Here is a 24,545-nt window from a genome sequence, read left to right on the forward strand (position 1 = left end):
ACGCCGATGACGCATTTGTCAGAAACTGCCTCGCCGATCCGAAGGCAATTAGAAGATGCGCTCCGACACGCGCGCCAACTGCCGGTCGGCCCAAATCGAAACGATCTGAGGCAATTGGCGAAAGGCCTTCGCTGGCTTGAGAAGCATGGCCGTGATGAACGAGTAAGAAGGTTGGTACGCTCGCAGACGAGAAATCGACGCCCGGACCATTGCAACCAGGCAGAGGTGTTCACTGCTGATCAAGAAACTCTTCGCCATCAGGGTCCGGACTTGGAAGAACGCGGTAACGGCGATCGAAAAGGCCCGTGCCATGCCGCACGGTCCGGACTGGAGCAAGACCGTGCGCCGGGCGCTCACTCTTCGGAACGCGGCTGACTTGCTCACCATTGTTTTCCCGAGGCTAAAAAGGGCTGCCAAGGCTCTGAATGGAGCGAAGTCACCGGGGCTCGGCCCGAAGGCCTCGATGCACGTTTCTTTCTCACGGTAGCCACACATCCCCGAAGCCGTGTGCGTTCCGCACAATCGCGCATCTCGCCGCGCGCAACTTTCCATGGGACATGGTCGCCGAATCCACGATCGGCGCGTTGGGGGGCCTAGTCGTGCGTCAAGCGCAGCGCGACGTTGCTTCTGTCCTTGATGGCCTTTCTAATCGCTTGTTCGACGCCGGTGGAATCAAAGCGATTGAGGTCTTAATGAGTGATCGCAGATGCTGTCACGGCGCATTTGACGACGGCAGTTTCAATGGAGAATGGGTCCCAGATGCGCAGTTCAAAATGCAGGATGCTTACCTGCAGTCCGGCCCGCGTTAGATTTAGATGATGTGTCCATGGCGCGCCTCCTCCTGTCAATCGGCGTTCAAAGTTGACCACGGGTCGTATCGTTGCCGAGGATAGTGCAGCAGGGCTAGTGAAGAACCCGGATTTGCTGCGTGCCTATCTCGCCGTCTGCTGGCTGATATCGAAGACCGACGGTTCGACCCAGATCTTTGCGCGCGAAGAATTCCAACGGCTCAATCGAGGCGTGGGCGCTGCGAAGCCAAAAGTTCCGATTGCCGGGCAGGTTGCCGCTTTCTGTGGCCACTAAGGCGCATGATCCTCCGAAGGGGCTGATACTCGGGAGGTCGTGCTCCAAATCGGACAGAGGTGAACTCGTCCTTTAGGAGGCGAACGTCAGACTCGCTCGGCTGACCATGGAGAGGCTGACTATGTTCGCCAAATCGGCACAGCCGTATCCGACCCATTGTGAAAGTGATTGGCTTTAAGGGCGAGCGCCATAAACCTTCGTATCGTTTCCGTGACGCCTTTGGATGCCGGACGATTACCTACGTGCAATTGAGCCGCTGACCGCGATCGTCTTAGGCTGTACGGGTTGGAAGAGCGCACAGGCTCATGAAGTGCGATGGTAAAAAGGATGATCGACGAACAGCGACGATAATACCAAGAGGAGATTGCAATGCCAAACTGCTCCGAAAGTCTAAGATCTGGCAGAGCCGCGCGGTGCGCGGTTTGCGATGGTAAGTTTGGTCTCGTCCGGCACTACTCGTGGCGAACCCCGCTTTGTTCCAGGAAGTGCGTCGATCGCTTCAGAGCTCGCAGGGAAAGTGACCGCAATTGGGTGGGTTGGCTCCAAATCGCCTTCGACCAGTTGCCAGAGAACCGCGCGAGGGCTCTATGACGGTCCAGATCTCACAAAGGGGCAAGGAATATCTGGAGACAGCACGGACTTTGCTCCGCGCTGCCCAAACCATGACCGACTCAGCGATTGCGGGTCAGCTTAGGGCCCTTGCCGACGACTACCAGCAGCGCGCTGAGAGAGCGTCGCACGTTGATGCGGCCAAAGCATCCGCGCGATCGGCTGCTAGCGCTGAACGCGAATGGACCTGATGGGGGGCTTCACAGCCTCCCTGCGGAAGGAATGCCTGGTGACGTTGGGATACCGGGCGCGGCCCAGTCACGAGCTTTTTATCCATTCGTTACCGCCTGCGGAGCTTCAAAGTTGGAGGTGAGATACTAAGTCAGGATGGGATGATTGTCGTCATCTAATGGCGGCCTTGTTCTCCGACCGTGGACTCGTTCTCTAACTAGAGCTTGGAGCGAATATGGGCGAAGTTATCCGTTTTGTGCCAAAGTCCGAGCGCGAGCGAGCTCGCCTAATTCGAGAGGCCCGCGCGGTATACGACAGCATCTTCCCGCAGGCTGATCCAGTCAGCGAGCAGCGGGGCGAGGCACCGATAAGTCATAGGGTCATCGGGGTTCTCCTGTCGTGATCAAGATCATCGCTGTGCTCTGCAGTCTCTCCTCGCCGGCAAATTGTCACGAGCAGACCGTCACCACCTCGGACTTCGCTGACGTTTCGATGCAGTCCTGCCTGATGGGCGCGCCGCAGCTCGCCGAGTGGATGAAGCAGCATCCGGCCGAGCGCCTGGCAGCATGGCGCTGCGTGATTGGCAAACGGGATGGCAGGGGAGCCTAGGGTGAAAGCAGCTTTCCTCGCGGGAGTTCGCGGCCAGTCGGGTCGGCGTGTTCTTCGATCCAGATAGTGCATGCGACGCTTAGAAAGCGGCAGCGAACGAAAGTCTTCGCGTGTCGCTGGGGAAACGCGGCTTTTTTGTCGTGCATGGCACCATGCATGAAAGTATCATCCTGCGATCCGCTAAATCGCACGTTTTCTGGCTCTATCGCTGCCAAAACTACGATCGGGCCCGTCCAACCCTGGCCGCCGGAAGTGCCGCACGCTACTTTGTGTCTGACCTTGAAAAGGTGACACGTGTTTCTGCGGTAGGTGCACAAGCTCGTCTGGTCCTGCGACGCTGCGCCAAGGAAGGAGCGACGCAATCGAGGACGAGCAAGCCATTTCATCTAAGCGCTTGAAACGAAAGGAAAACGCTTTAGCTCTAAGTCTCTGATCAATTATCGGTCCAACGATTAACTGTTCCAGGCGTGACGATAAAGCGGAATACCATTAATATGTTAGCGCCTCGATTTTCCATTGCCCCGATGATGGATTGGACCGGGAGATCTCAAAAAGCAAAAGTACAATCAGTACTTAAGAGCGGTCGTCGCTCGCCGTGCAGTACCGAACGCAGTACCGCTCCATTGAGATGAGTGCCATGTAGCGAACAAAATTCGGCTTCCTGCTGCGCTCGGCGGCTGCAGAGCGCGCGATTGCATCTCCGGCCCTCATACGCTTGTCGCAACTTCATCCTGAAGATTGGCAGAGACGTTGCAGGCTCAGCCGGCGTGGGTTGGTAGCGGATCCCGCTACGCCATCCCACTAACCTCTATCCCAAACTACGATTTTTCGCGATTTTGCGCGCCTGATGGCAGCGTCTAACAGCGCGTTAGATTTTGTGCAATGAGCGGTTATGGAATGCTTGCGGCCCCCCGCTCGGCCACATCGCCACGCGCGGCATCAATGGTCGTTCAGATGGCGAGAAAGTCTGCTCGTTAGGCAACATCGTAATCTACCAGGGACGATTGGCACGTGATCCAGAGATCGCTTTACTGCCGAGCGGCCGTCGGCGGTTCGACGGACCGCGTGAAGCCGCTTCTTTCAATTTCAAGACAAGAACCGGAGTTCTGCTCGGGGGGACGATGCCTAGTGATTGCAGCGATCGCCAGTCGATCTGTAGTTCCTGCAAAACAAAGGTGTCTTTCAATGAGCAAACAAGATGATAACAAGGCCGTCGTTGGTCGTTGGTTCACGGAATTCTGGGGCAAGACCGTCAATCTTGGTGTCATCGACGAGATCGCCGCCCCCGAAATGCTGCTGAAATATTCGCTGCATGAGCCCCGGCGCGGCCGCGCCGACATCAAGGCGTTCATGACCGGCTTCCGCGCGGCGTTTCCCGATCTGAACTTCTGGGGCACCGCGGATCTGATCGCCGAAGGCGACTATGTCGTGGGTCAATGGGAAGGCGGCGGCACCCACACCGGCCCGGCATTCAACGATTTCCTGATCGGCGGCCTTCCGGCTGCGACCGGCCGCAAGATGCACTTCACGGGCACCACGGTGCTCAAGGTCGTCGACGGCAAGATCGTCGAGGAGATCGGTCTCGATGACGGCGTCACCGCGCTGACCCAGCTCGGGTTGCTTAAGGCGGCGGCCTGATCGGAACGCATCCGTACCATCAGTATGTCCGATGTCTTTGAGCGAGGCTCGCACGTCGTGCGAGCCTCGTCTGCTTTTGCAGCGGCAAGAACCAGCATCTCGGCGAGCGATGTTGGATTGCATCGCAGGAAGCGGAGCGTGCCGCTGCCATCGTCACGGTAGCGTCTGCCACGCTGAAGTCCCGATGAGAACAGGACCACTCACATGATCCGCATTGGTTACGCGCCGGGCGCATACGATCTCTTTCACATCGGCCATCTCAATTTGCTCCGTCGCGCCAGGGAGCACTGCGAATATCTGATCGCTGGCGTCGTGGCAGACGAAGTGCTGATCCGGCACAAGGGGGTGGCGCCGGTGATTCCCCTCGCCGAACGGCTCGAGATCGTCCGCAACGTTCGTTTCGTCGACGCCGCGGTCCCAGCACTGACGAACGACAAGGTCGACATCTGGAAGGATCTTCGCTTCAATGTTCTGTTCAAGGGAAACGACTGGCAGGGCACCGAAAAGGGCAACAAGCTCGAGCGCGACTTCGCGGCGCTCGGCGTCGAGGTCGTCTACTTTCCCTACACGCTTTCCACGTCGAGCAGTGCGCTTCGTCGCACCCTGCAGAACATCGACGCTCTGGCCGGCCATACGTCCAGTGGCTCCGATCTTGAGCGCGCGGCCTGAGCGGCTCGCCGACCCCAGCAAAGGAGGACACTCGCCATGTCAGCGTTGGGAGTGGACGCGCCTGTCCGAAGCCGCCGTTCATGGGCTTTTCTGAGCAATATCCGCGCGATTGGCGCCACCAAGCGCGCCGATGTCGTTCGTATCCGCCAGCGAGGAGGGGAACGCGTGTCGGGGGGCCGCGCACACGCATCGCCTCGCCGAGACGCGCCGCTTGGGACGACTCGGCGACGCGTCGTTCTCGGCCCGCGACTTGAATCGTCGCCGGCGCCTTCGATTTGAAGGCAAGGACCGGAGTGCGCCCTCGGAAATCGGGTGGCAACGTCTCTGGTATCGTGGAGACTGGAAACCGATGACCGCAGCGCTCGTTCAATTCCGGAAACAGATGCCCCTACCGGTCGCGGATGATCCTCGATGGGCCCGCGTCCTCGCGCGCGACAAGACGGCCGATGGTCACTTCTGGTATACGGTTTCGACGACGGGGGTCTATTGTCGTCCGTCGTGCCCCTCGCGGACGGCAAACCCGACAAACGTACAGCTTCACGACAGCCTGGCAAGCGCCAAGGCGACGGGCTTTCGCCCCTGCAGGCGTTGCAATCCGGACGGGCCCTCTGTCGAAGCCGAGAATGCCACCTCGGTCGCCAAGGCGTGCCGCATCATCGAGACGAGCGAGGAGGAGCCTTCGCTGGAGGATCTGGCTGAGGCAGTTGGCATGAGCTCTGGCTACTTTCATCGCATGTTCAAGGCCGCAACTGGACTCACGCCGAAGAGCTATGCCGCCGCGCACCGTGCCAAGAAGGTCCGCGAAGGTCTGGTTTCCGGCAATTCCGTCACCGAGGCGATTTACGACGCCGGCTTCAATTCGAGCGGGCGGTTCTATGAGAAATCGACCGACATGCTCGGCATGACGCCATCGCAGTATCGCGCCGGAGGGGCGAACGAGGAGATCAGGTTCGCGGTCGGTCAAACTTCTCTCGGCGCCATTCTGGTCGCATCGAGCAAGAAGGGCGTCGCCGCTATCCTTCTCGGGGACGACGCGGAGGAGCTCGTCCACGACCTTCAGGATCGCTTCCCCAAGGCGCGTCTGATCGGCGCCGACCGTGACTATGAGGCGATGGTCGCGCGGGTGGTCGGCTTCGTGGAAGCGCCGGAGATCGGTCTCGATCTGCCGCTCGACATTCGCGGCACTGCGTTCCAGCAGCGGGTCTGGCAGGCGCTTCAGGAAATTCCCGTCGGCGCGACGGTCTCCTATGCCGATCTCGCGCGGCGGATCGGGGCTCCCAAAGCGGTGCGCGCGGTCGCCGGCGCTTGTGCGGCGAACAAGCTCGCGGTCGCCATTCCGTGCCACCGCGTGATCCGCAACGACGGGTCGGCATCCGGATATGCCTGGGGAGTGGAACGCAAGCGCGCCCTGTTGGACAGGGAAGCCTCGCAAGCCAGCTGAACCGCGCCGCAATCGACCCCGAGTCCCGATGACGAGTTCGCCATGCGCGTCCCGAGAGGTTTCACGCGCCGGACCGCGCTACGCGTTCCTCGCGGCAACCTCGCTAACCTGCTGAAGCCTCTGCTTCGAAGGGCGTTGCGGCCCATCGCCGGCCGTCTGTACGAAGCGGGCGTCACCGCCAATCAAGTAACGTCGACGTCCCTCATCGGCTCCGTCCTGGTTGGCGCGATCCTTTGCCGCTTTGCGGACTATTTCTCGTCGTTCGCGATGCTTCCGGCCTGGCTCGTGGCGCGTACTGCATTCGCGGCCGTCGATGGAACGCTCGCCATCGAATTCGGGCAAAAGAGCCGCGTCGGCGGCGTCTTGAACGAGGTAGGCGATGTCGTTTCGGATATCGCTCTCTTCTCGCCGCTTGCGTTTGTTCCTCCGTTTTCGGGCGCCTCGATTGCGTTGGTCGTCTGCTTTGCGGCCATGTCCGAGTTCGTCGGTGTGGCCGGGACGATGCTGAGCGGCACCCGCCGGCTCGAAGGCCCGCTTGGAAAAGTAGATCGATCGATCGTGCTCGCGCTTGTCGCGATAGCGATCGCCGCGTGTGGCCGGCTTCCCGAAGGCGCGTGGCTCGTCGTGCCGGCGCTCTGCCTTGGGCTGGTCATCACCATTTGGAATCGCTTGCGCTTCGCGCTGGTCGAGCGGGGGACGCAAACCTGGTAATTCCATGGATTTTGACGACAATAATCGGAGTGTCGGGTCGCTCTCTCGCGGCTACTAGGATATGGTCGCGGTGATCCGGGCGGGCGTCGGTACCGAAGTCGCTGTTGATCGCCCCCGCGAATCGACGGGCGCAAGGAACCTGCTCCGATCATGACGGCATGGTGCGCATTGAAGGCGAAGAAAAGACACGGGAAACGTGTTCGCGCCCAGGCGAGGTCCGCCGCGCTCGTAGATGGCGTCGAGGCAAATTCCGACAAGGCTCGCGTCATGGCTCATTTCCGGGGGCTAGTCGCCGACGGACTGGCCGAGTGGCAGACGCTCGATGACGGAACCATCCGGCTCTGTCTCAGCTCCGGCGAAACCTACCTTCTCAGGAAGACGACCGTCACGCGCTTCGCGTGACTTTACCGGACCTTTAGGCCGTCAAACGCGGCCGGATGCCATCGCGTCCGGCCGCGTTTGATTCGCGCGGAAGGTCTTCGGAGATTTTCTCGGTTTGAAAGCAAACATCGGAGTTTGGGTAAGAGCGCGTGCGCGTAGCTTCGATCACGGGGACAACGAAGGAGTGACACCATGAACCTCATGACATCCGAAGCCGCCTTGCGGCTGCTACCCGCGGCCGAGCCCGCCAACACGGCGACCGACGTCCTCCTCTTCGGGGTCGGTGACAGCGCGTTGGGCAAGGTTCTGCTCGCCCGCAGCGCCAAGGGCGTCTGCGCGATCCTGCTCGGCGACGACGCCGGCGAGCTAGAAGCGGACCTCGCGGGTCGTTTTCCCGAAGCCACTCTCGTCGCGAACGAGGTCATGGTCCGCGACGACCTGGCGAAGGTGGTCCGCTACGCGGAAAAGCCCTCCGAGGGACTCGACCTCGCGCTCGACATGCGCGGGACGCCGCTTCAGCGCCGGATCTGGCAGCAGATCTGTGCGATCCCCGTGGGCAATACGATGAGCTACATGCACCTGGCTCGGTTGATCAACAACGTCTATCCGAAGGTCGCCGCTCGCGTGGTGGCAAACGCTTGCGCCGCCAATATGATCGCGCTCGCCGTTCCTTGCCACCGCGTCATCCGCACGGATGGCGAGCTCGCAGGCTACCGTTGGGGTATCGAGCGCAAGCGCGACTTGATCGAGAAGGAGGCGCTGGCATGAGGCCGAACACTTCCATCGTCACGACGGCTTTCGCGGGCGTGCCCGCGGAAGCCCGGGTCGCGGCCTACGACTGGCAGGCGCTCGCGCAGGATCTCGACGGCTTCGGCTGTGCCGTCCTGCCGAAGCTCCTGTCGCCCGTCGAGTGTCGCGCCATCTCGAGCCTTTATTCCGAGGAGGTGCATTTTCGCAGCCACGTCCACATGGCGCGGCATGGCTTCGGCAAAGGCGAGTACCGCTACTTCAAGTATCCGCTGCCCGACCTACTCGGCGGCTTGCGCACGGCGCTCTATCCGCGCCTCGTGGACGTCGCCAACGAGTGGAACGATCGTATGGCAATCGACGAGCGGTATCCCGTCGAGCACGCTTCGTTTCTGAAGCAATGCCATGAGGCCGGCCAGGCGCGGCCGACGCCGCTTTTGCTGCAGTACGTGCCCGGCGACTTCAACTGTCTGCATCAGGACCTCTATGGCGATCTTTTCTTTCCGGTTCAGGTCGCGATCCTTCTCTCGGAGCCCGGCGCTGATTTCACCGGCGGGGAGTTTGTCCTGACAGAACAACGGCCGCGGATGCAAAGTCGCGCCGAGGTCGTCCCGCTTCGACAGGGTGATGCGGTGGCCTTCGCGGTTCATAACCGACCGGTGCGAGGGACGAAGCGCAATTACCGCGTGAACCTCCGGCACGGCGTCAGCCGCTTGCGCTCCGGCATGCGTCATACCGTCGGCATCATCTTTCACGACGCGAAATAGCAAAGCTTGGGCGGCGCGCCGTCGCCCCGCTCCAGATTCAACGACCTGTCAACCCGACCGCAGGAGCTCCTCATGACTCATGCGCGGAGAGGCAATTCTCTTTTCGAACGGTGAACGTCATGAAACTCGTCAGAATGGCCGATGGAAAGATTGGGCTCTTCGTGCTGTTGCCCAAGGGAGCCTACGCGATCGATATCGCGAGCAGCTTGGGCGTCTTCTCCCACGACCCGCTGTCAAACGGTCTCCTCAACGGCGTACTGAAAGACGGCCATCACTGGTCGCTCCTGGTAAACCACTGGGCCCACTTGCGCTCGCCCCTCAAGAGGCTGCAAAATATCGCGCTGCGAAGTCCGGATCATCCGAGCCTGGTCTTGCAGCCCCTCACGAGCGGCCCGCCCGCCGCCTGTGTCGGCGATCCGATCATCGCCATCGAAATTACGGACATCGAGACCTTCGAGGAGCAAGATCCGACGGGTCGGCGCGCAATGGAGCGGCAGTTCATGCCGCCTCCGGAGAGCAATTCGCCACGCGGCTCGATGGCGACAGAAACTGCGCAGGTGATCGACTTCTCTTCTATTAGAGGCGATTCCTCTCGGAGGTAGCTAAGCCCGCATCGGCAGTGGTCTCGCTAGATCGATACAAAGACGCGTTGGCGACGACGCTCGACTCGAGCGGCGCCGCCATTTGCGTTCGCTTCGAAGTTTACTGTCGGTCGGCTTCGCTTCTTTCCGATTTGAAAGCAAGGATCGGATCGGCTCCGCCGATGTCACTTCGTATCTTCGGTACAGACGATGCGAAGGAGCGAAAGATGCGCGAGGTAATCCGTTTCGCCTGGGGGAATAGTTCTCTCGGCGAGTTCATGGTGGCGATGTCGGATAAGGGCCTCGTGGCCTTAGAGCTCGGCTCGAGTCGTGACTCGGCGGAAGAGGCGCTGCGAATCCGTTTCCCGGGCGCTGAAGTCGTCAGCAGACAGCTTGAACTGATCGATATTCTCGACAAGATCACGCGCGTTATCGAAGAGCCGAGGTTCGATCCCGAACTCCCGCTCGATATGCGTGGAACGGCTTACGAGATCGAGGTCTGGTCGATGCTGCGCGTGCTAACCGTCGGCGAGACGATCAGCTACGGCGCGTTCGCGGCCAAACTCGGCACGCGCGACGCCCGAGACGTGACCAAGGCAATAGCGTCCAACCCGATCGCCGTGCTTGTGCCATGCCATCGTGTCATCAAGAAGGACGGATCGATCTCGGGCTATCGCTGGGGCGTCAAGCGCAAGCGCGAACTGCTGGCGCGCGAGCGACGGGCCAAACCTCTCCCGACTTCGGAGGGAGATGGATGAAAAGTCATTCGAGTCTATCTTTGCAGGCCGGCAATCGGCAGTGATCCGACTCTGCCACCGGCGTAGCCGGTCTTCCATTGCCGTTATTTCCCGTCAGCGACCCCACGGACGAAGCGGTGGCGGATCGCCCAGCGGATCCGCAAGATCATCGACGTCGGGAAACAGATCGCGTGTCTCCAATAGCTTTGTAAGTTCCGTGGGCAGGAGGAAGCGTTCCATGTCCAACAGGGTTTCTCTCGCCCACTTTATCAGGCGTCGAATTTCCGGTGAGGCTGCCTCTCCGTTCATCTCCCATTGCGCAACCCACCCGCGCAACTCAAGCGCTTTCCGCTCGGTTTCGATGAGCTTTTGCAGCAGAGCTTCCCGCTCGGTATTCCTCGATTGACGGGCAGCCGCGAGCCCGCGCCGGTGAGTAAGTTCCTCGACATCACTTCTGGCAGCACGAATGTCGCTCATGGGAGTTTCCTGATCGTTAGGTGATCAGGCGAACACTGGGCGTGGGCCAAGGTTTCGACACTCCGTTTCTTGCTTTCGAATTCTAATCGATCTCGAGGTCTGCCCCGGCTGCCAGGGTCGCTGACGAAGTGGTTCACGACCGCGGCTCGCGGTAGCGGAAATCGAGTACAGCGCGCATCACCGGCCAGATCCGGGACTCCTTGATCTCGTTCAGTTTGATGCACAAGCGAGCTATAAGCGATCGCCGCACTGCAAGCGCTTTACCGCGTAATGTCGCGCCGGCTTGGCGACTTCTGGCGACACTCGCGATTGCATCCCTCTTGGCGGGTAAACGAACGTCAAGCGATGCTACGACGCCGGCGAACGATCGTCAGGGCGGGGCGTTCGGTCTGGGCCGGGCGCGATGGCTCGCCAAAGAGCAGGGCATCCAGTTGCTTCCGGAGAGCTGCGGCCTCTCGGCGCAAAACGGGGGCATGTGGATTGGCGAAATCGAAATAAAGGCCGACCGACGCGCTCTTGAGAAGGGCCTGGACACCCGGCCGCAAGAATTGCCCGCGCGCGGCCGCAAACGTGTAGAGATTGAGGGGAGGAAAGCTCATTTCGCGGTCTCCTACTGCCAAGGAGCTTCCAGTTTGCATGGCGTCAGGGTCGCGGCACTCCGATCCTTCTCTGATATTCGCGTTTTGCTGAGGGCGTACTCGCGGGGGCGGAGCCTCACGGCTAGTGCGTTTTGGCGCGATGTCCACCGCCTTCGAGATGTGCCTTGCCCAGTTCTTGCGAGAGTTCCTCGGTGAGGCTGAAGGAGACCGTGAATCCGTCCGGTGTCCCGATCGTCAGAATACGAAGATTGTCGGGACCAAGCTCGATCTCAAATTCCCGGAGAGGATATGTGATCCTCATGCTGGGATCGTTGTGCGCACGCTTGACGGCGCTCGATGCGATCGCCGGCAGTGTCATCAGCAGCGCCGACAGCGTCTCGATCGTCAGGATGATGCCGATCTTGCGGTTCGCGACGTCGCAGACGACAAGCTTGACCGCGGTGCCATCGGTCGCAGTCTCGAAGTTGATCAATCTCTGAACCTCGATTTCGTTTGTCATCGTGCGCCCTTTCCTTTCGGGCACGTAGCGCATCGGCGTGGTACCGACACTCCGCTTCTTCGCTCCAAACTCCAGCCGCTCCGAATGACGACTTAGATTTGAAAGCAAGATCCGGAGTGGCGACCGACCTTCGCCGATGCAAGCTACCCGACATGTAAGAGGACTCGGGAGTGCAGGAATGATGTCTCTAGGCAATTTCAATGCGATTGCGGCCTCGCGTGGTGAGGGTCTCCATCCGAAGCTCCGCGAATTGCTCGATCGCTCAGCCGCCTCTCCATATTCCGAAGTAGCCGTGCGCTACGATGGAATGCTCCAGGCCGGACCGAGCCCGCAGTCTGAGAAGGGTAGGGTCTCCTCCAGTCAAACTGGGCCGCGACTGATCTACGAGGCTCGCGTATCCCAAATGGGAAAGGCGTCAGAGCGCGCTTAGAAACTCGGCGGCTTTCGCCCGATACTAAGGTTCGTAGCCCTTCAACGTATGTCTTTTAGAGCGTAAGAGCCGAGCTCGCTGCGGCCCTCACGAACTGCCTCATGCGAGGGATTGGATGAGATGTCGTAGGTTTGGTTGGTGAAAGGCGGTGGCGCTCCAGTGACTCGAACCCCCGACCAGAGAGTTCGATAGAAAGGAATTGCTCCATCTGCGCACGGGCGCGCCCGACACGATTCGACGTGTGACCTTCGGGCAACGCTCATTCTTCGAGCCCAATATTGGCCGAAGCTTTCGCCAGCCCGCGGTTCTCGTAACGAAAGCGCCCACTTGCGGACCGCAGCCCCCAAGTTTTCTTGCTCTATCGCCGCCAAAACTACGACTGCACTTGTTCTACGCTAGGCGTGGCCAGAGCGGCGCATTACTTTGCGGCCGAAGCGAACGGGATCTGTAAGGAGCGCCCAAACCAGCACGGTACTGCGGGAGCTCATCCGGTACTGCGGCGTCGTACCGAGAAGGGGAGCCGTGTTCTAGGGGCGAGAAGCCTTCCGAATAAGCACTTGAACTGAAAGGAAAATGCCTCAACTGTCAGCCTGCGATTTCTGTCGGCCCAAAAATCAGCTATACCGGACGGGATGATAAAGCGAAATAACATCAACATGTTAGCGCATCGATTTTGCATTGCCCCCATGATGGACTGGACCGACTGAACGAGAAAAGCGAAGCACGGTCAGCATTTAAGTGAGGTCGTACTCAATGATGCTGGACCAAATGCTGTACCGCTGCTGTCCGGAGCTTCGATGAGCAGGCAATTTCGCGCTCGTGCGTTTGCATAGCGGCAGGAGCGTAACGCAGCGTAGGATTTCGGCCGCCCTAAATTGCATCCTCGTCGCCGATTGTGAGTGTTGGTGACTCGCTCACTATCGTGATGCCGTCGACGATGTTGAACGGTCTACGATAGGGAACTGATTCCGCCCACATTTTTTTCACCGCTCCTTCGCGACTACGGTGCGTCACTCGCCGGACCAAGAAAAAGCCGGACCGATCAGCACATATTCGCATCGCGGTCCGGCTTGATATTTGGTGTCACTGAATCACATCAAACCGCGGCAATATCGGCTCGCGATCGGCCGCGCACGCGCCTTGGTGTGTCTCAGCAAAGATACCGTGTGTCGGCGAAGGCTACTTCTTTTTCTTGCCATTCTTCTTTTTCGCCTTCTTTGCCTTCTTCGCTTTCTTAGCCATGTTGCCCTCCGCTACCCCAAAGTTGGTTCAATGCAAGTCGACCTCGACATGCATAGACGTAGAGTACAGCACAATTGCAAATTTAACAGTGCGCGCTTCGAAGAAGGTAAACGACGGTCACATCAAACGCCTTTCGGCTAGACGAAGTAGTCTCACGCTGTGGCGACGCGATGAACACGGCTTGTGCTCAGCTGGAAGCCGAGCATCAAATAAGCTCTCACCCTGTCTCGTTCCCGTTGATCAGTTGCCGGTAAGTTTCGGCCACCCGTGCGAAAAGAGACGATTGGCCACCAGATAGACCGGAGGCTAGAAGTGGCCAGCTGCTTCCCGCTGCCGTGGGTTCTTCAATGAGCGTATACATCGGGTTGTTCGGGCGGCGTAACTTAGCCCACGGACTAATCAGTCAGATTTCATGCGCATTCAAGAGCCAAAGTGGAACCGGTTGCACCTTCGATACACAGGATCGCTGCGGCTCAAGGCTACCTTCACAACGTACTCAGGTCCTCGGGCACATCGCCGAAATTTCGAATCAACTTGGCTTCGCCGAACTCGCCGGTCGCCGGATCTCCGGTTCGACTGAACGCGATCGAGGAGACGATGTTCAAGTTGTTAGAGCGGTCATTTCGCGCCTTGCGGCCTCGACCCGCGCGTCAAGATAAGAAGCCAAGTCGGTAAGATGGACTCCTTTCGCGCATTTTTGGCTGGCTTCAATCCGCACCAGGGGAATGGCGATCTCGCCCGCTGAAATCTTCTGCACCAATTTGGGTGGGGTGAGATGCGAGAAATAGTCTCGGCAAACAAGTTCGATTGGGATGATGGCCCTTCCATCGTACTGCGCCATCAAGAGAAACGCGGTGTTCATTGTACGGGACGTCCATATTTTGCAGAACTAGCAAACCGACTCCAGTAGTCCTTGCCGCGCACCGACCGCTGCAAAGGAACGCGGCTGGATTCAGCTCATATTGCCCGGGATACACGCACCCCGTTCTGAACTAGCACCGGCCAATTAAGACCGTTGGACCTGGCTCATGGAAGAGAGATTGTGCATCTATACTGCACAAGAAGGCCATGGCGTAGAAATCGGACGGTCGGGCGCTTGCCGTCCGCGAACTCCAACACCAGACATGCAGAAGCACGCCAATATTTGTCGGTGTCGATCAGCGTCTTCTGCCGAGCGAACGCGCTAATGAGCGCGGACACCTAGGTAGATCGCGAAGAAGCAGACGTTAAGTCACTTTCATCCCGCAGGAACCTATTGGTCGGGCACCTCTACGCGAGGATCGTCAGCCCGCACGGAAGTTTGCAGCCGAGCGGGATCGACTTTCTTGCGGCCTGCCCATTCGACGAGATTGTCCGGGCGATACGTCGGATCAGCACGCCACCGCTTGAACACGCTGGCGTCGATCGTCTCGTTGATGTTGATGTGACTTCCGTCGTCCCGAACATCCGGTTCTCGTCCAATGGTGCGATAGAGAGGCGGAAAGACCTTGGCGTACCATCCTGAGAGAAAGGACCCGTAGGAGTCGGTTGTCGGCGCTGTCACGGCATCTCCGTCCAGGTCGACCTCCGAGCGGAATGAAAGGCCGTGTGATTCCGCTTTCTTCATCATCCAGCGCAGCGGGGCCTGATTCAGAAGATCGGTTTCATAGCCGCCGCCGACATTGGCATGGGCGCCCACAAACCAGCGTTGCTCTACGCCGGACAAAGGTCGCGGTTGGGCGATGACTACGTTCGGATCTTTCGGGTGATGGACGTCCCAGAGAGTGGGAGCGAAGTCTGGCCGATGCTCGTCGACGGCAAGGGCGTGATATCCGTTCAGAATGTGGATGCGTAACCCTGTCTGCAGATAGTCAAACTGAGAACGGCTGATGCCCGGAATGTTTCCGGCCGCCACGCCGACGGATCCGACGGTATCCCAGACGCCGATCACCTTCACGTTCGCCGGTTGGGAGTATTTAAGCAGCCACCTTTCCTGTTCCGTCAGCTTGCTGGTGTCTCCGGACGCTTCCATTTCCTTCAACTTCCAGATCGTCTCCTCGTTTCCCTTCCGGTAGCGCTCGAACAGCTCGGAGACGCCTATGGGCGAGCCTGCTTTCAGGATGCCGTCGATGGCGACCAAACCAGCCAGAGCTCTGGCCGTAAACGCGCCTCGGCTGAACCCGAAAATGAAGATCTCGTCGCCGTCGCGGTAATTTTCCACGAGCCATTCGTAGGCGAGGCGAATGTTGTCATCGAGCCCTTGGCCGAAAACGCCGCCCAGAAAACCGTTGACCCCGATTTCGTAGTAGACGAGCTGAGGCTCGCCATCCTGGCTTTTCGCCGCGCAAAGGGCTCGCATGCGCCAGACGTTCGTATTGCTGTTGACGCTATTCCACGTGCCGTCGAGAAAAATCGCAAGGCGTTTCTTCTGCTGCTCCGCGCCGGAAAAGGTGGGCTGATTTCCGCTCTTTTCCGGGGGGCGACCGATAAACACACCGATCCAGACTATGGCAACGACGGCAAGCAAAAAGCCGATCGTATGCGCAATCCGCTCGATCCATCTCAGAACCTTCATGACTTGGCTCCCAACTCCATGGCACTGACCGAGTGAAGATGCGATCTGCGAACTTGCCTAACAGTAAATCATCGACCGATTCGGCGCACGTCGTGCGGTTAAATAAATCGTCCTCTACCTGCGCGCGTTTCCTTCCTATCTAGCGGGTATTCGCATTAGAGAGATCAAATAAAGGGCGTATCGTTGATTTCACGCCAGACTTCGCTGCAAGTGCGCCTGGGCAATCGCATCTGTTTTGCTATGTCGGCGGCGCGTCCGGTTAGCGGGTCAATCTTGGAAGAGGCTACCGATCCATCTCGCCTCACGCTCAAATGGGCCTCACCGCGATGCCCTCACACACAATATTACTCGCGCATCGTGCAGATGACGCGGATTGGATCAGGCAGGTCGCCCGGCCGCATCGAGCATGGGCAAACATACCGCCGACGCCTAATCGTAAAGAGCCGATCAACCTCGCTTGGCTACGCAATGAGACCGCGTCCTAAGCCGCTTGTTTCGCTGAAACGGTTGAACGACATTCTGTCTAATGGCTTCGGCCGAAACCCTCTGGGCTTGATTCTCGCATTCGACAGCGTATGCCTCTGCGACCTTGGCGTCCCGCGGAGACAGCATCGTTGCGATCCGACGAGCCTGGCCCGCCCGAGCCCACCAGGCTAAACCGTCAGACAGGTCTTGATTGCTCACCATGAGAATCACCCAGCCATTGACGCGCAGATGCTGGTAGGCGAGGGACAAATACTCAATTCTTGAAAATATTCGCGAATCGAGTCCGTGTGATTTGATTCTCTGCAAACGTCTGTTCAGCCTAATTTTGACGACCGTCTGCCGCTGGCAGCGACCTCGGAGGGGAATATGCTTACGATTGGGCCGACGCCAGATATGGTCATTAGCCGGCTACAAACCTCATCTTTACGTGCCATCTGCGAGAGCTTCCGGTCTAGGGTGGTCTTTTGCTTGCGCATCATGTTGCGCGCTTCTAGCAAGGGTTCGATTGCTATCCGCAGATCCGGGGCATCGGCAAGTATCGCCTCAACCTTAGCTGCGAACTGGCATCGATGTAACGCGCCTTTTTCAGACCGTGGACCTTCAATAGCCCACGAATCGTGATTTCGATCGCCAGCAACTGATCCACAAACTTTTGACGGGCGACCAGAGTCGTCCGCATGAGTTGGGAGGCCTTGCTCTTCACATGAACCGGCCGGTAGTGGCCCAAGCGCATCATGTCGGCAATGCCGCGTGCGTCGCTGCGGTCGGTCTTTTTTGGTCGCGATGACAGGAACCGCTGCGCGTGCCGAGTCTCAATGCACACGGTCTGGAATTGGCTCTCAACCAAAGCTCCGTACAACCATTCTGATAGCGGACAGGCTTCAATGCCAACAAGTGCGATACTCTGGCGCCAGCCGATCAAAGCCTTGATGAGGGCGATCGGTTCACTCTCTGCTTTTCCTTCCCAAACGATCGAGCCTTCTGCGCTAACGATGCAGATGGAAGTGGTCTTCAGTGATACATCCAGTCCGACGTATAGGGCCATGGCGCGTCTCCTTTGCTGGGCCGAATCAACCCAGCGCAAGACTAGCGGGAGGCGGGGATCGGATTACCCCAGCTGACGCGGACCGCCGCCTTCATGGATGACGCCAAGCGCAAAGCCGCCGAAGCCGAAGCGGTCGATGAAGAGTGCGGCCGCGCCATCGGCGCCGGTCAGCTCACCTTCCAGCACATCCACGTCGAAGGTCAGCTTGTCGCCCTCGAGCTTCGCCGTCTTCAGTGTGACGACGGCATCGCGGATTTTCGACCCGTCCGTGTTGCACACCGAGACGGTGCCGTTCGGCGGATCCTTGGTAAAGCTCTCATCGCTTTCATTGCTCGGCGCCCATTCCTCCAACAGGTGCGCCGTAAGTGTGTGCCCTGCCGCCCGCACCGGGCGGTCTGCGAAAACGATCGAGTTGGGCGACACGCCGGTGAGGGTCAGTTTCCCGCCCTGCAGGCTGGCGCCGCGGGCGTTCATGACGATCAATGACGGCACGATATCCGGGCCGGCTTGGCCGATCGTCTTCTCCAGCGGCACGTGCGGCGGCGCAGAAGTCGTATTCTGGGCCAGCGCTGGCGCCGCTCCGCAGAGCAGGAAGGCGATGATGATGCAGCCATTTCGATTCTTCATGGTCATGAGCAACTCCTTGCTTTCACTGCCATAGCGCATGGGTCAGGTTGACGGTCTCTCGAAGGGGATTGCACGGGAAACGCATTCATCGTTTCACCTGTCGTGTGCGGACGCCCCGGACGCTTTGCGAACAGGAACTTGGTCGAAGCGCCCTGGACGCGCTATGCGCTTCCGGCGACCTGCGCCTATGTTTGCGGATCGCGTTGCAGCGTGGCTGAAGGTGATTCACCGAAGGTTGTGCGGTACGTCACCGCAAAGCGCCCAAGCTCAAGGAATTGATGACTTCGGGCGACCTCCGCGACGCTCGCTGTCGAAGGATCGGCCCGTCGCAGCGCCCGGCGGGCCTCGTTCAATCGTTGCAACAAGAGATATCGCATGGGGCTGACGCCGAGGAATTCGGCGCAGCACGTCCGCAGCGTTCGGGCTGGCACACCGAGTTCGGCACAAAGCGCGGGCATGTTGAGTGTTTGGTCAATGCGTTTGCGTAGCGCTTCTTCGAAACGAACCACGACAGCTGCGTGATGGTGTCGCGTTTTGGGATTGTCGTCCGTCTCGTTGGCGGCCAGGCAATCGATGATCGCGTGAAGCAGTTCCTGCTCCAGCGCTCTTGCGACCTCAGGGCGGCCGATCAATTTTTGAACGAACAAAAGAAGGAAGTGTTTGCGGAGGCTAAAGGGGAAGGGTTTGACGTGAAGATCCTCAAAGAGATCATCAAACTTCGAAAGCAGGACCAGGAAGAGCGCGACGAGCGCGAGGGTCTGCTCGATCTCTATATGCGCGCCATCGAGCAGGCCGGGCCAGAGAAGGTCGCCAAGGCTGCATGATGAGGTAGGGCGGGTTCCTTCGCCGCAACTGTGGGTAATTCCATCACACCCTAGACAGGCGCCTCCACCCGCACACTATGCCCCGAGACGGAATCTCTGGAGGGCCTAGGGAACAGTCTCGAAGGCCACGCGGGTATTACACCGCGTGGCCCTTTGTCTTTTGTTGTCTGACCGCAAAAATAGGGACCGTGGATGAACGGCCGCATCTGGCGCGAAGCGGACATTCGACGAAACACCGACGTCAGCTAAGTGCCCCATTAGCAGAAATGCGGCGCGATTCCGTCACCAGATCAATACGGGCGAGGTTTTCGGCACACCTAGGCGTCGGCGGCGAAGGCGGCCGGTCGTTCAAGGTCGCGCAATCAGCAACGGCTGCACGTTTGCGCCGCCGGCCATTCGGGGACTCGACGGCTCGAAGTGCTCTCGCAGCTCTCGCTTCTGGACGAGCGCGCGCGCAACAACAAAGGCGTCCTTCAGGCCTTTAGCTTGCCGGAGTGCGACGTTGAAAAAGGCATCGCCGAAATAGGTCCACTTGGCCTTGTCCCGGCAGCCGAACGATGGATGGTCGGCATCGGCCGCAGTGATGACCAGCATATCGGGGTTCGCGAGACGAGGGATGAAGACTCCTGAATAGCAGGCCGAGATGACCACCACCTTGTGTCGCACGCCCGTCCGCGCCAGCATGTCCGCGAGATTAGACGGCGTGAGCGTTTGCGTGCGCCGCCCTGCTTTGACTGCAAGGCCGGCGGTGGAGCCGTGCGAGGTGAGTATCAAAAACAGAACATCGTTCTCGGCGTCCATCCCCTTGGCCGCCACTTGCAATGACATGGCCAGTGCTTCGATCGTTGCACCTCCGCCCCTCTTCGAATTGTACTGCACGTTGATCGGGCCGTTGCCGAAGCGGCTCGCTACGACCTGAGCTGCGCCGGTCGCCTCACTTTTAAACACGCTTTGATCGCCGAAGAGGCCGAAGGACACTACGCTCACCTTGCGAGCATCCTCAACGGCGTGCGCCGGCGGAACCGACGGCACGACGGTCAAAACAAAAGCCGTCAGCGGCGCGCCGAGCCGGCTGATCCAAGACTTGGACATCATGGCGAGCCTCGTTTCGTGATCGCCACCATAGCAGAGCAGCGTAAACGGAATTGCGGAATTCGGTCAGTCTCCATTCCTCGGGACGGCACTTCTCACGCGCCAAGCAGACCTTCTTGTATCTTTTCACGGCGAGTCACTCCAGGGCCGGCAGGGAGGCCTCTGGTTGTTTCGGTGTGGGTCGACGTGGTCCTCCACGCCGCTTCGAATCGGATCCAGCAGCGGCGCTTCTGAATGGCGCGCCAATTTAAATCAGGTATTTCTGACATTTTTGGCTGCGCGACGCGTGTCTCTATTTGTGGGGGGCACGTCGGGACGCAAAGTGTTCCTGTGCTGCCGATGCAAACTGGGGGCGATAGAAAACCCCTTTGGGGTCACTATCAAAAGCAGCCGGCGCTACAGCCACCCGCGCTCGCCAAATGCAGAGAGATCAACTCCAGGCGGAGCGTACCATCCCGTCGAGCCATAACGGGCGCCCAGCTTCATAGCGACCTCTTTGTTGCCATAAGGAATTCGCAGTGGTGTACCTGTTCCGAGATTTGGCAGAGCAGGAGTCGCTTCGACGGCATCAGCCTTGCATTTCAGAGATCTCTTCGTCGGCGACGTCGATTGAGGTGAAATTGATCTCGCCGGCTTGTAGGCGGTCTTGCGACCGCTCTTGCGGCGCTTCGTGCCCTTGTTCGAGTCAATCCACGCGGCCATTGCAGCCGAGTTGGCCTTGGCCTCGTCGGGAATGACGACGCCTTTCCCGAGCGCGATCTTCGTAGCGTACAACAACTGTGCCGGGCTTGCCGGTTTAGGGTCGAGCCTCCCAGCCGCTTGACCGTCGGCTTTCTTGGGCGCGTGATCGCTGAGAAATTTTCGGCAGATCGAAATCGACGTCTTGTAGCCAGGCGGCGGTTTGATGCCCTTCCGGCTAAGGCTGTCGGCAAAGCGCTTCATCGCAGCCGTCGGCGGATACGCCGCCGCGCCGTTGCCGACTACGTCGCCACGCAACGGAGTTCCTCCGGCAGTGGCACTCTCCTTCAGTCTGCCGATGATGCGTTCGGCGACATCGCACACGGCGTCAATAGCACCGACCATCTCCTGTTTGCCGACGACGACATCGTCGAGCAGGCATTCGAGTTGCGCCGTCACACCCGGATCGACCAGTGCCGGATCAGCTTGTTTGAGAATACCGAACAGCGACAGGCCGGTTTCGGTTGGCACAATATTCTTTCCCTGGGCAATAAGAAAACCCTGCTTCTTCAGCCCGCAGATGATTTCGGCTCGGGTTGCCGGGGTGCCAATACCCTTGGCTTCCTTCAGGCGGTCTCGCAGAATCTCATCTTCAACAAAGCGCCAGGCATTTTGCATCGCCTCGATCAAAGTGCCTTCGTTATAGCGCGGGGGCGGTCGGGTCTCCTTGTCCTCAATTTTGGGATCCTGCAGTTGCGCGGTCTCGCCGTTGTGCAACAGCGGCAGTAATTGCGCCTCGTCGCCCTTCTCGTCGGCGGGTTGCCACTCCGGGAATGCTGCTCGCCAGCCGAGATCGATAGGCTGGCGTCCGGCGGAGCGGAATTCGAAGCCGCGCACGTCAAGCGTTGCGGTCGTCTGCCGGTAGCGGAAGTCAGGCATCAGCGCGGCCAGATAGGCCCGCGCGATGACGTCGAACAGTTTCTTCTCGTCGGACGACAGACGCGGCCAAATCTCCGGCAATTTGTCGATCGTGTTGACGTTGGGAATGACGGCGTGATGGCTCGCGCCCTCCAGCCCCTTGTCGTAGAACGTGCCGCTCGCGCCCCTGCGGATGACCGGCGGGTCGGGCAGGGGTATTGCGCTGAATGATTGGCGGGCCCGCAGTCCGGCCAACATCCGTGGTACGTCCGAGATAAGGCTCTGCGGCAGGTAGCGCACCTCGGCGCGAGGGTAGGTGATTATCTTCTTACCCGGGCCATCATAGAGCTCCTGCGCAACATCGAGCGTTTTGCTGGCCGGCCAGCCGAACCGTGAGCTGCATAGTTTCTGAAGCGACGGCAAATCGTGCAGCTTGGGCGGTCCTTGACGCTTATCTTCGACGCGCACGGCGAGCGCGCCCTCGAAGCCTTCGGCTGCTTTGAGGACCTCCTCGGCAATCTCGCGCCGAACGATCCGGTCCTGCGGCGCGTGCCGCATCTGGAATCGCCCTCCGTCAACTTTCGCGGTGGCGACAATTTCAAAATAGGCGAGTGGAACGAAATCGCGGATTTCCAACTCACGCTTGCAAACGATTGCCAACGTCGGCGTCTTCACGCGACCAACACCTATGACCCTCCGCGCACCTTTTCCCAAGAGGACGGTCGCGGTGCGGGTAAGTGATAGATTGTAGATCTGGTCGCCCTGCCGCCGCGCGACGGCGGCTGCGTAAAGACGAGCGTACTCAACATTTGGCTTTGCTCGGCCGAATGCATCGCGAATGGTCTGCGAGTCCTGCGCAGTAAACAGCACCCGCATGACCACGCCGCGGTACTTGTAATGCTCGAGAATTTCCTGACCGATGAGCTGACCTTCGCGATCGCAATCGGTGGCGAGCCAAACTCGTTTGGCGCTGCGGAGTGCCTCGCGAATGGCTTTGAGCTTGGCGGCTTTGTTCCCTCCCGTTGCCGGGCAAGTGTCGTAGAGACCTTCGGGACGCAAAAGTATCGGCGACCACCGCTTCCAGGCCGGCACAACATCCTCTGGCTCAAGCAGGTCGAATAAATGGCCCTCAGCCGGGAGAATCTCTCCGTAGCGAGGACCAACAGCGGCGCGGACGTCTTTTGCCTGACTGGTCTTCTCAGTGATGACGATCTGTTCAGGCACGTCGGGCTCGTTTGGGAGAATAAATTCGACAGTATGAGAACATATAGCGAACATCGAAAGTGCGCAAGCTGCGTTTGATTTGAAGTGTGTACCTGCCTCGGTCACCGACGCACCGCGTTTGAGCGAGCATTCGTGATCGACCGCTCATGGCGCAAAGCGGACCCACACGTCCGCTGTCAAAGGCCGTTGTCGGTTCTTGCACTCGCTCTCACGGCAAGGACTGCAGCTATGCCTCGTTCAAAGCCTGCGCGATGTCCGCGATCAGATCAGACGGGTGTTCGATGCCGATCGACAGCCGGATCGTGGAGTCGAGAACGCCTATTTTACGGCGGATGTCAGCCGGAACGCCGGAGTGGGTCATGCTTGCGGGCAGGCTGGCAAGCGATTCGGTTCCGCCCAGGCTCACCGCCAGCTTGAAGATTTGCAGCGCGTTCAAGAATTTGAATGCGGCGGCTTGGCCGCCGACAATGTCGAAGGAGAACGTGGAGCCAGCGCCGGTGCATTGCCTCGCGAACAGACGGCCGGCGGGGGAGGCCTCTTCGTGGTGAGCAAGGTAATGGACCTTCGCGACCTTGCCGTGGTCGCGCAGGTAATCCGCCACGAGCCGCGCGTTTCTGTCAGCTTTTTCCATGCGGATGCTCAGTGTTTCGAGCGACCGGCTGATCATCCAGCAGGAATGGGGGTCCAGTTGGGTGCCGATGGCGCCTCGCAACGCCTTGATGTCTTTCATGAGGGCTCTTGAGCCGAGCGCAGCGCCCGCGATCAGGTCGGAATGACCGCCGATATATTTGGTTAGCGAGTACAACGAAAGATCCGCGCCGTGTTCGATCGGCCGCTGAAACACCGGCCCCAGTAGCGTATTGTCGCAGGCGACGATCGGCGCGTGCCCCTGAGCCTGGCCGATGATCTCAGCAACGCGGCGGACCATCGCGATATCAACAAGGCCGTTGGTGGGATTTGCCGGGGTTTCGATGAAAATCATCGCTACCCGGCCTTTTCGCAGGGCGTCCCCCGCCGCCAGCCTGACTGCGGCTTCGTCGATGCCGTCGGCAAAGCCCACCGCTCCGATGGAGAGGCCCGCAAGCGTCTTTGCAAACAGAGTTTCCGTCCCGCCATAGAGCGGTTGAGAGTGCAGAATGACGTCGCCAGGGCGGGCGAACGCGAGGATCGTGGTCGCAATCGCCGCCATGCCGGACGAGAACAGTGCGCATTTCTCGGTGCGCTCGTAGACAGAGAGCCTGTCCTCGACGATCTCGCTGTTGGGATGATTGAACCGCGAATAAACCAGGCCCGCACCCATCCCCTCGGGAGGCTCGCGCCGACCGGAGACGAAATCGAAGAAGTCCTGTCCGTCTTCGGCGGTCCTGAAGACGAAGGTCGAGGTCAGAAAGACCGGTGGTTTGACGGCTCCTTCCGACAGTTGTGGATCGTAGCCGTAGTTCAGCATGAGCGTTTCGGGATGCAGCATGTGGTTGCCGATGTGCGTCTTCGACGGAAACGGTTTCACCATGGCTTGCCTCGCTGTCTGGATTCGGAACGTCGCCGTGCGTTGGGGGCTTTCCGCAATGACGGTGCGATCAGGAGCGTGGATGCGACGGCATCCAACGGCTCCAGTCAACGTTGCAAGGATCAGCGTAGCAACATCCGGAACTGATTTCACCGCGCCCGCATCGCACCTTGCGGGTCACAAACTCTCAACGCGGCTT

The 24,545-nt window shown here is 59.5% G+C and carries 24 protein-coding genes; 12 read left to right on the forward strand and 12 right to left on the reverse strand.

Features of this window, described 5'->3' with window-relative positions; translation table 11 throughout:
• Positions 1-48 precede the first annotated feature (48 nt).
• A complete protein-coding gene (locus B5525_RS25585; RefSeq protein WP_154073422.1) occupies positions 49-384 on the reverse strand; it encodes a hypothetical protein in 336 nt (111 codons plus the stop codon).
• 522 nt (positions 385-906) lie between these two features.
• On the opposite strand from B5525_RS25585, the gene B5525_RS44395 reads away from it, so the two are divergent.
• The 11 genes from B5525_RS44395 (at position 907) to B5525_RS25650 (ending at position 10,165) form a co-directional block, all read left to right on the forward strand.
• Positions 907-1,083 carry a hypothetical protein gene (locus B5525_RS44395; protein ID WP_154073423.1) on the forward strand — a complete coding sequence of 59 codons (177 nt, stop codon included), beginning with the start codon at positions 907-909 and terminating at the stop codon, positions 1,081-1,083.
• 1,179 nt (positions 1,084-2,262) lie between these two features.
• Positions 2,263-2,472 (forward strand): hypothetical protein, encoded by a 210-nt coding sequence (locus B5525_RS25605; RefSeq protein ID WP_079568500.1) that lies wholly within the window; start codon positions 2,263-2,265, stop codon positions 2,470-2,472.
• Between the two features lie 1,185 nt (positions 2,473-3,657).
• Positions 3,658-4,110, forward strand: a complete 453-nt coding sequence (locus B5525_RS25610; RefSeq protein ID WP_079568501.1) for an ester cyclase — start codon at positions 3,658-3,660, stop codon at positions 4,108-4,110.
• Positions 4,111-4,314: 204 nt separating this feature from the next.
• On the forward strand, positions 4,315-4,779 hold the full coding sequence (locus B5525_RS25615; protein ID WP_079568502.1) for an adenylyltransferase/cytidyltransferase family protein: 465 nt from the start codon (positions 4,315-4,317) through the stop codon (positions 4,777-4,779).
• Between the two features lie 349 nt (positions 4,780-5,128).
• The gene (ada, locus tag B5525_RS25620; RefSeq protein WP_079568503.1) at positions 5,129-6,220 is read left to right on the forward strand and encodes a bifunctional DNA-binding transcriptional regulator/O6-methylguanine-DNA methyltransferase Ada; all 1,092 of its coding nucleotides are present in this window, start codon (positions 5,129-5,131) and stop codon (positions 6,218-6,220) included.
• A gap of 42 nt (positions 6,221-6,262) precedes the next feature.
• On the forward strand, positions 6,263-6,931 hold the full coding sequence (locus B5525_RS25625) for a CDP-alcohol phosphatidyltransferase family protein (RefSeq protein WP_079568504.1): 669 nt from the start codon (positions 6,263-6,265) through the stop codon (positions 6,929-6,931).
• 267 nt (positions 6,932-7,198) lie between these two features.
• Complete coding sequence (locus B5525_RS47260) at positions 7,199-7,333, forward strand: hypothetical protein (RefSeq protein ID WP_276328795.1); 135 nt, start codon at positions 7,199-7,201, stop codon at positions 7,331-7,333.
• A gap of 171 nt (positions 7,334-7,504) precedes the next feature.
• Entirely contained in the window at positions 7,505-8,080 is a 576-nt protein-coding gene (locus tag B5525_RS25635; protein ID WP_079568506.1) for a methylated-DNA--[protein]-cysteine S-methyltransferase, read from the forward strand.
• Positions 8,077-8,826, forward strand: coding sequence for a 2OG-Fe(II) oxygenase (locus tag B5525_RS25640; RefSeq protein WP_079568507.1), 750 nt, complete (start codon positions 8,077-8,079; stop codon positions 8,824-8,826). Before B5525_RS25635 ends, B5525_RS25640 begins: the two co-directional genes overlap by 4 nt.
• A 119-nt stretch (positions 8,827-8,945) precedes the next feature.
• The gene (locus B5525_RS25645) at positions 8,946-9,428 is read left to right on the forward strand and encodes a hypothetical protein (protein ID WP_079568508.1); all 483 of its coding nucleotides are present in this window, start codon (positions 8,946-8,948) and stop codon (positions 9,426-9,428) included.
• A 47-nt stretch (positions 9,429-9,475) separates the two neighbouring features.
• The gene (locus tag B5525_RS25650) at positions 9,476-10,165 is read left to right on the forward strand and encodes a methylated-DNA--[protein]-cysteine S-methyltransferase (protein ID WP_244567576.1); all 690 of its coding nucleotides are present in this window, start codon (positions 9,476-9,478) and stop codon (positions 10,163-10,165) included.
• Between the two features lie 93 nt (positions 10,166-10,258).
• Here B5525_RS25650 and B5525_RS25655 read toward each other — a convergent pair whose 3' ends face one another.
• The 8 genes from B5525_RS25655 to B5525_RS25695 form a co-directional block, all read right to left on the reverse strand.
• Positions 10,259-10,621 (reverse strand): hypothetical protein, encoded by a 363-nt coding sequence (locus B5525_RS25655; RefSeq protein WP_079568509.1) that lies wholly within the window; start codon positions 10,619-10,621, stop codon positions 10,259-10,261.
• A gap of 338 nt (positions 10,622-10,959) precedes the next feature.
• Positions 10,960-11,220 (reverse strand): hypothetical protein, encoded by a 261-nt coding sequence (locus B5525_RS25660; RefSeq protein ID WP_079568510.1) that lies wholly within the window; start codon positions 11,218-11,220, stop codon positions 10,960-10,962.
• Between the two features lie 121 nt (positions 11,221-11,341).
• The gene (locus B5525_RS25665) at positions 11,342-11,719 is read right to left on the reverse strand and encodes a hypothetical protein (protein WP_154073424.1); all 378 of its coding nucleotides are present in this window, start codon (positions 11,717-11,719) and stop codon (positions 11,342-11,344) included.
• 2,273 nt (positions 11,720-13,992) lie between these two features.
• On the reverse strand, positions 13,993-14,253 hold the full coding sequence (locus B5525_RS25670) for a pyocin activator PrtN family protein (protein ID WP_079568512.1): 261 nt from the start codon (positions 14,251-14,253) through the stop codon (positions 13,993-13,995).
• Positions 14,254-14,643: 390 nt separating this feature from the next.
• The gene (locus B5525_RS25675; RefSeq protein WP_079568513.1) at positions 14,644-15,945 is read right to left on the reverse strand and encodes a DUF2235 domain-containing protein; all 1,302 of its coding nucleotides are present in this window, start codon (positions 15,943-15,945) and stop codon (positions 14,644-14,646) included.
• Between the two features lie 994 nt (positions 15,946-16,939).
• The gene (locus tag B5525_RS25685; RefSeq protein ID WP_079568515.1) at positions 16,940-17,476 is read right to left on the reverse strand and encodes an IS110 family transposase; all 537 of its coding nucleotides are present in this window, start codon (positions 17,474-17,476) and stop codon (positions 16,940-16,942) included.
• Between the two features lie 63 nt (positions 17,477-17,539).
• Positions 17,540-18,109, reverse strand: a complete 570-nt coding sequence (locus B5525_RS25690) for a hypothetical protein (RefSeq protein WP_197687841.1) — start codon at positions 18,107-18,109, stop codon at positions 17,540-17,542.
• Between the two features lie 179 nt (positions 18,110-18,288).
• Complete coding sequence (locus B5525_RS25695; RefSeq protein ID WP_079568517.1) at positions 18,289-18,612, reverse strand: helix-turn-helix domain-containing protein; 324 nt, start codon at positions 18,610-18,612, stop codon at positions 18,289-18,291.
• Positions 18,613-18,624: 12 nt separating this feature from the next.
• Between B5525_RS25695 and B5525_RS25700 the strand changes: the two genes are divergently transcribed.
• Positions 18,625-18,927: a DUF2312 domain-containing protein gene (locus B5525_RS25700; protein ID WP_079568518.1), complete on the forward strand. Its 303-nt coding sequence runs from the start codon at positions 18,625-18,627 to the stop codon at positions 18,925-18,927.
• Between the two features lie 348 nt (positions 18,928-19,275).
• On the opposite strand, the gene B5525_RS25705 is transcribed toward B5525_RS25700, so the two are convergent.
• From B5525_RS25705 to B5525_RS25715, 3 genes are all read right to left on the reverse strand, one after another.
• Positions 19,276-20,022 carry a C13 family peptidase gene (locus tag B5525_RS25705; RefSeq protein ID WP_079568519.1) on the reverse strand — a complete coding sequence of 249 codons (747 nt, stop codon included), beginning with the start codon at positions 20,020-20,022 and terminating at the stop codon, positions 19,276-19,278.
• Positions 20,023-20,415: 393 nt separating this feature from the next.
• Positions 20,416-22,839: a type IA DNA topoisomerase gene (locus B5525_RS25710; protein WP_079568520.1), complete on the reverse strand. Its 2,424-nt coding sequence runs from the start codon at positions 22,837-22,839 to the stop codon at positions 20,416-20,418.
• A 226-nt stretch (positions 22,840-23,065) separates the two neighbouring features.
• Positions 23,066-24,349, reverse strand: a complete 1,284-nt coding sequence (locus tag B5525_RS25715; protein WP_079568521.1) for a cystathionine gamma-synthase family protein — start codon at positions 24,347-24,349, stop codon at positions 23,066-23,068.
• Positions 24,350-24,545: the final 196 nt, after the last annotated feature.

Source organism: Bradyrhizobium erythrophlei (genome assembly GCF_900129505.1).
GTDB lineage: Bacteria > Pseudomonadota > Alphaproteobacteria > Rhizobiales > Xanthobacteraceae > Bradyrhizobium > Bradyrhizobium erythrophlei_D.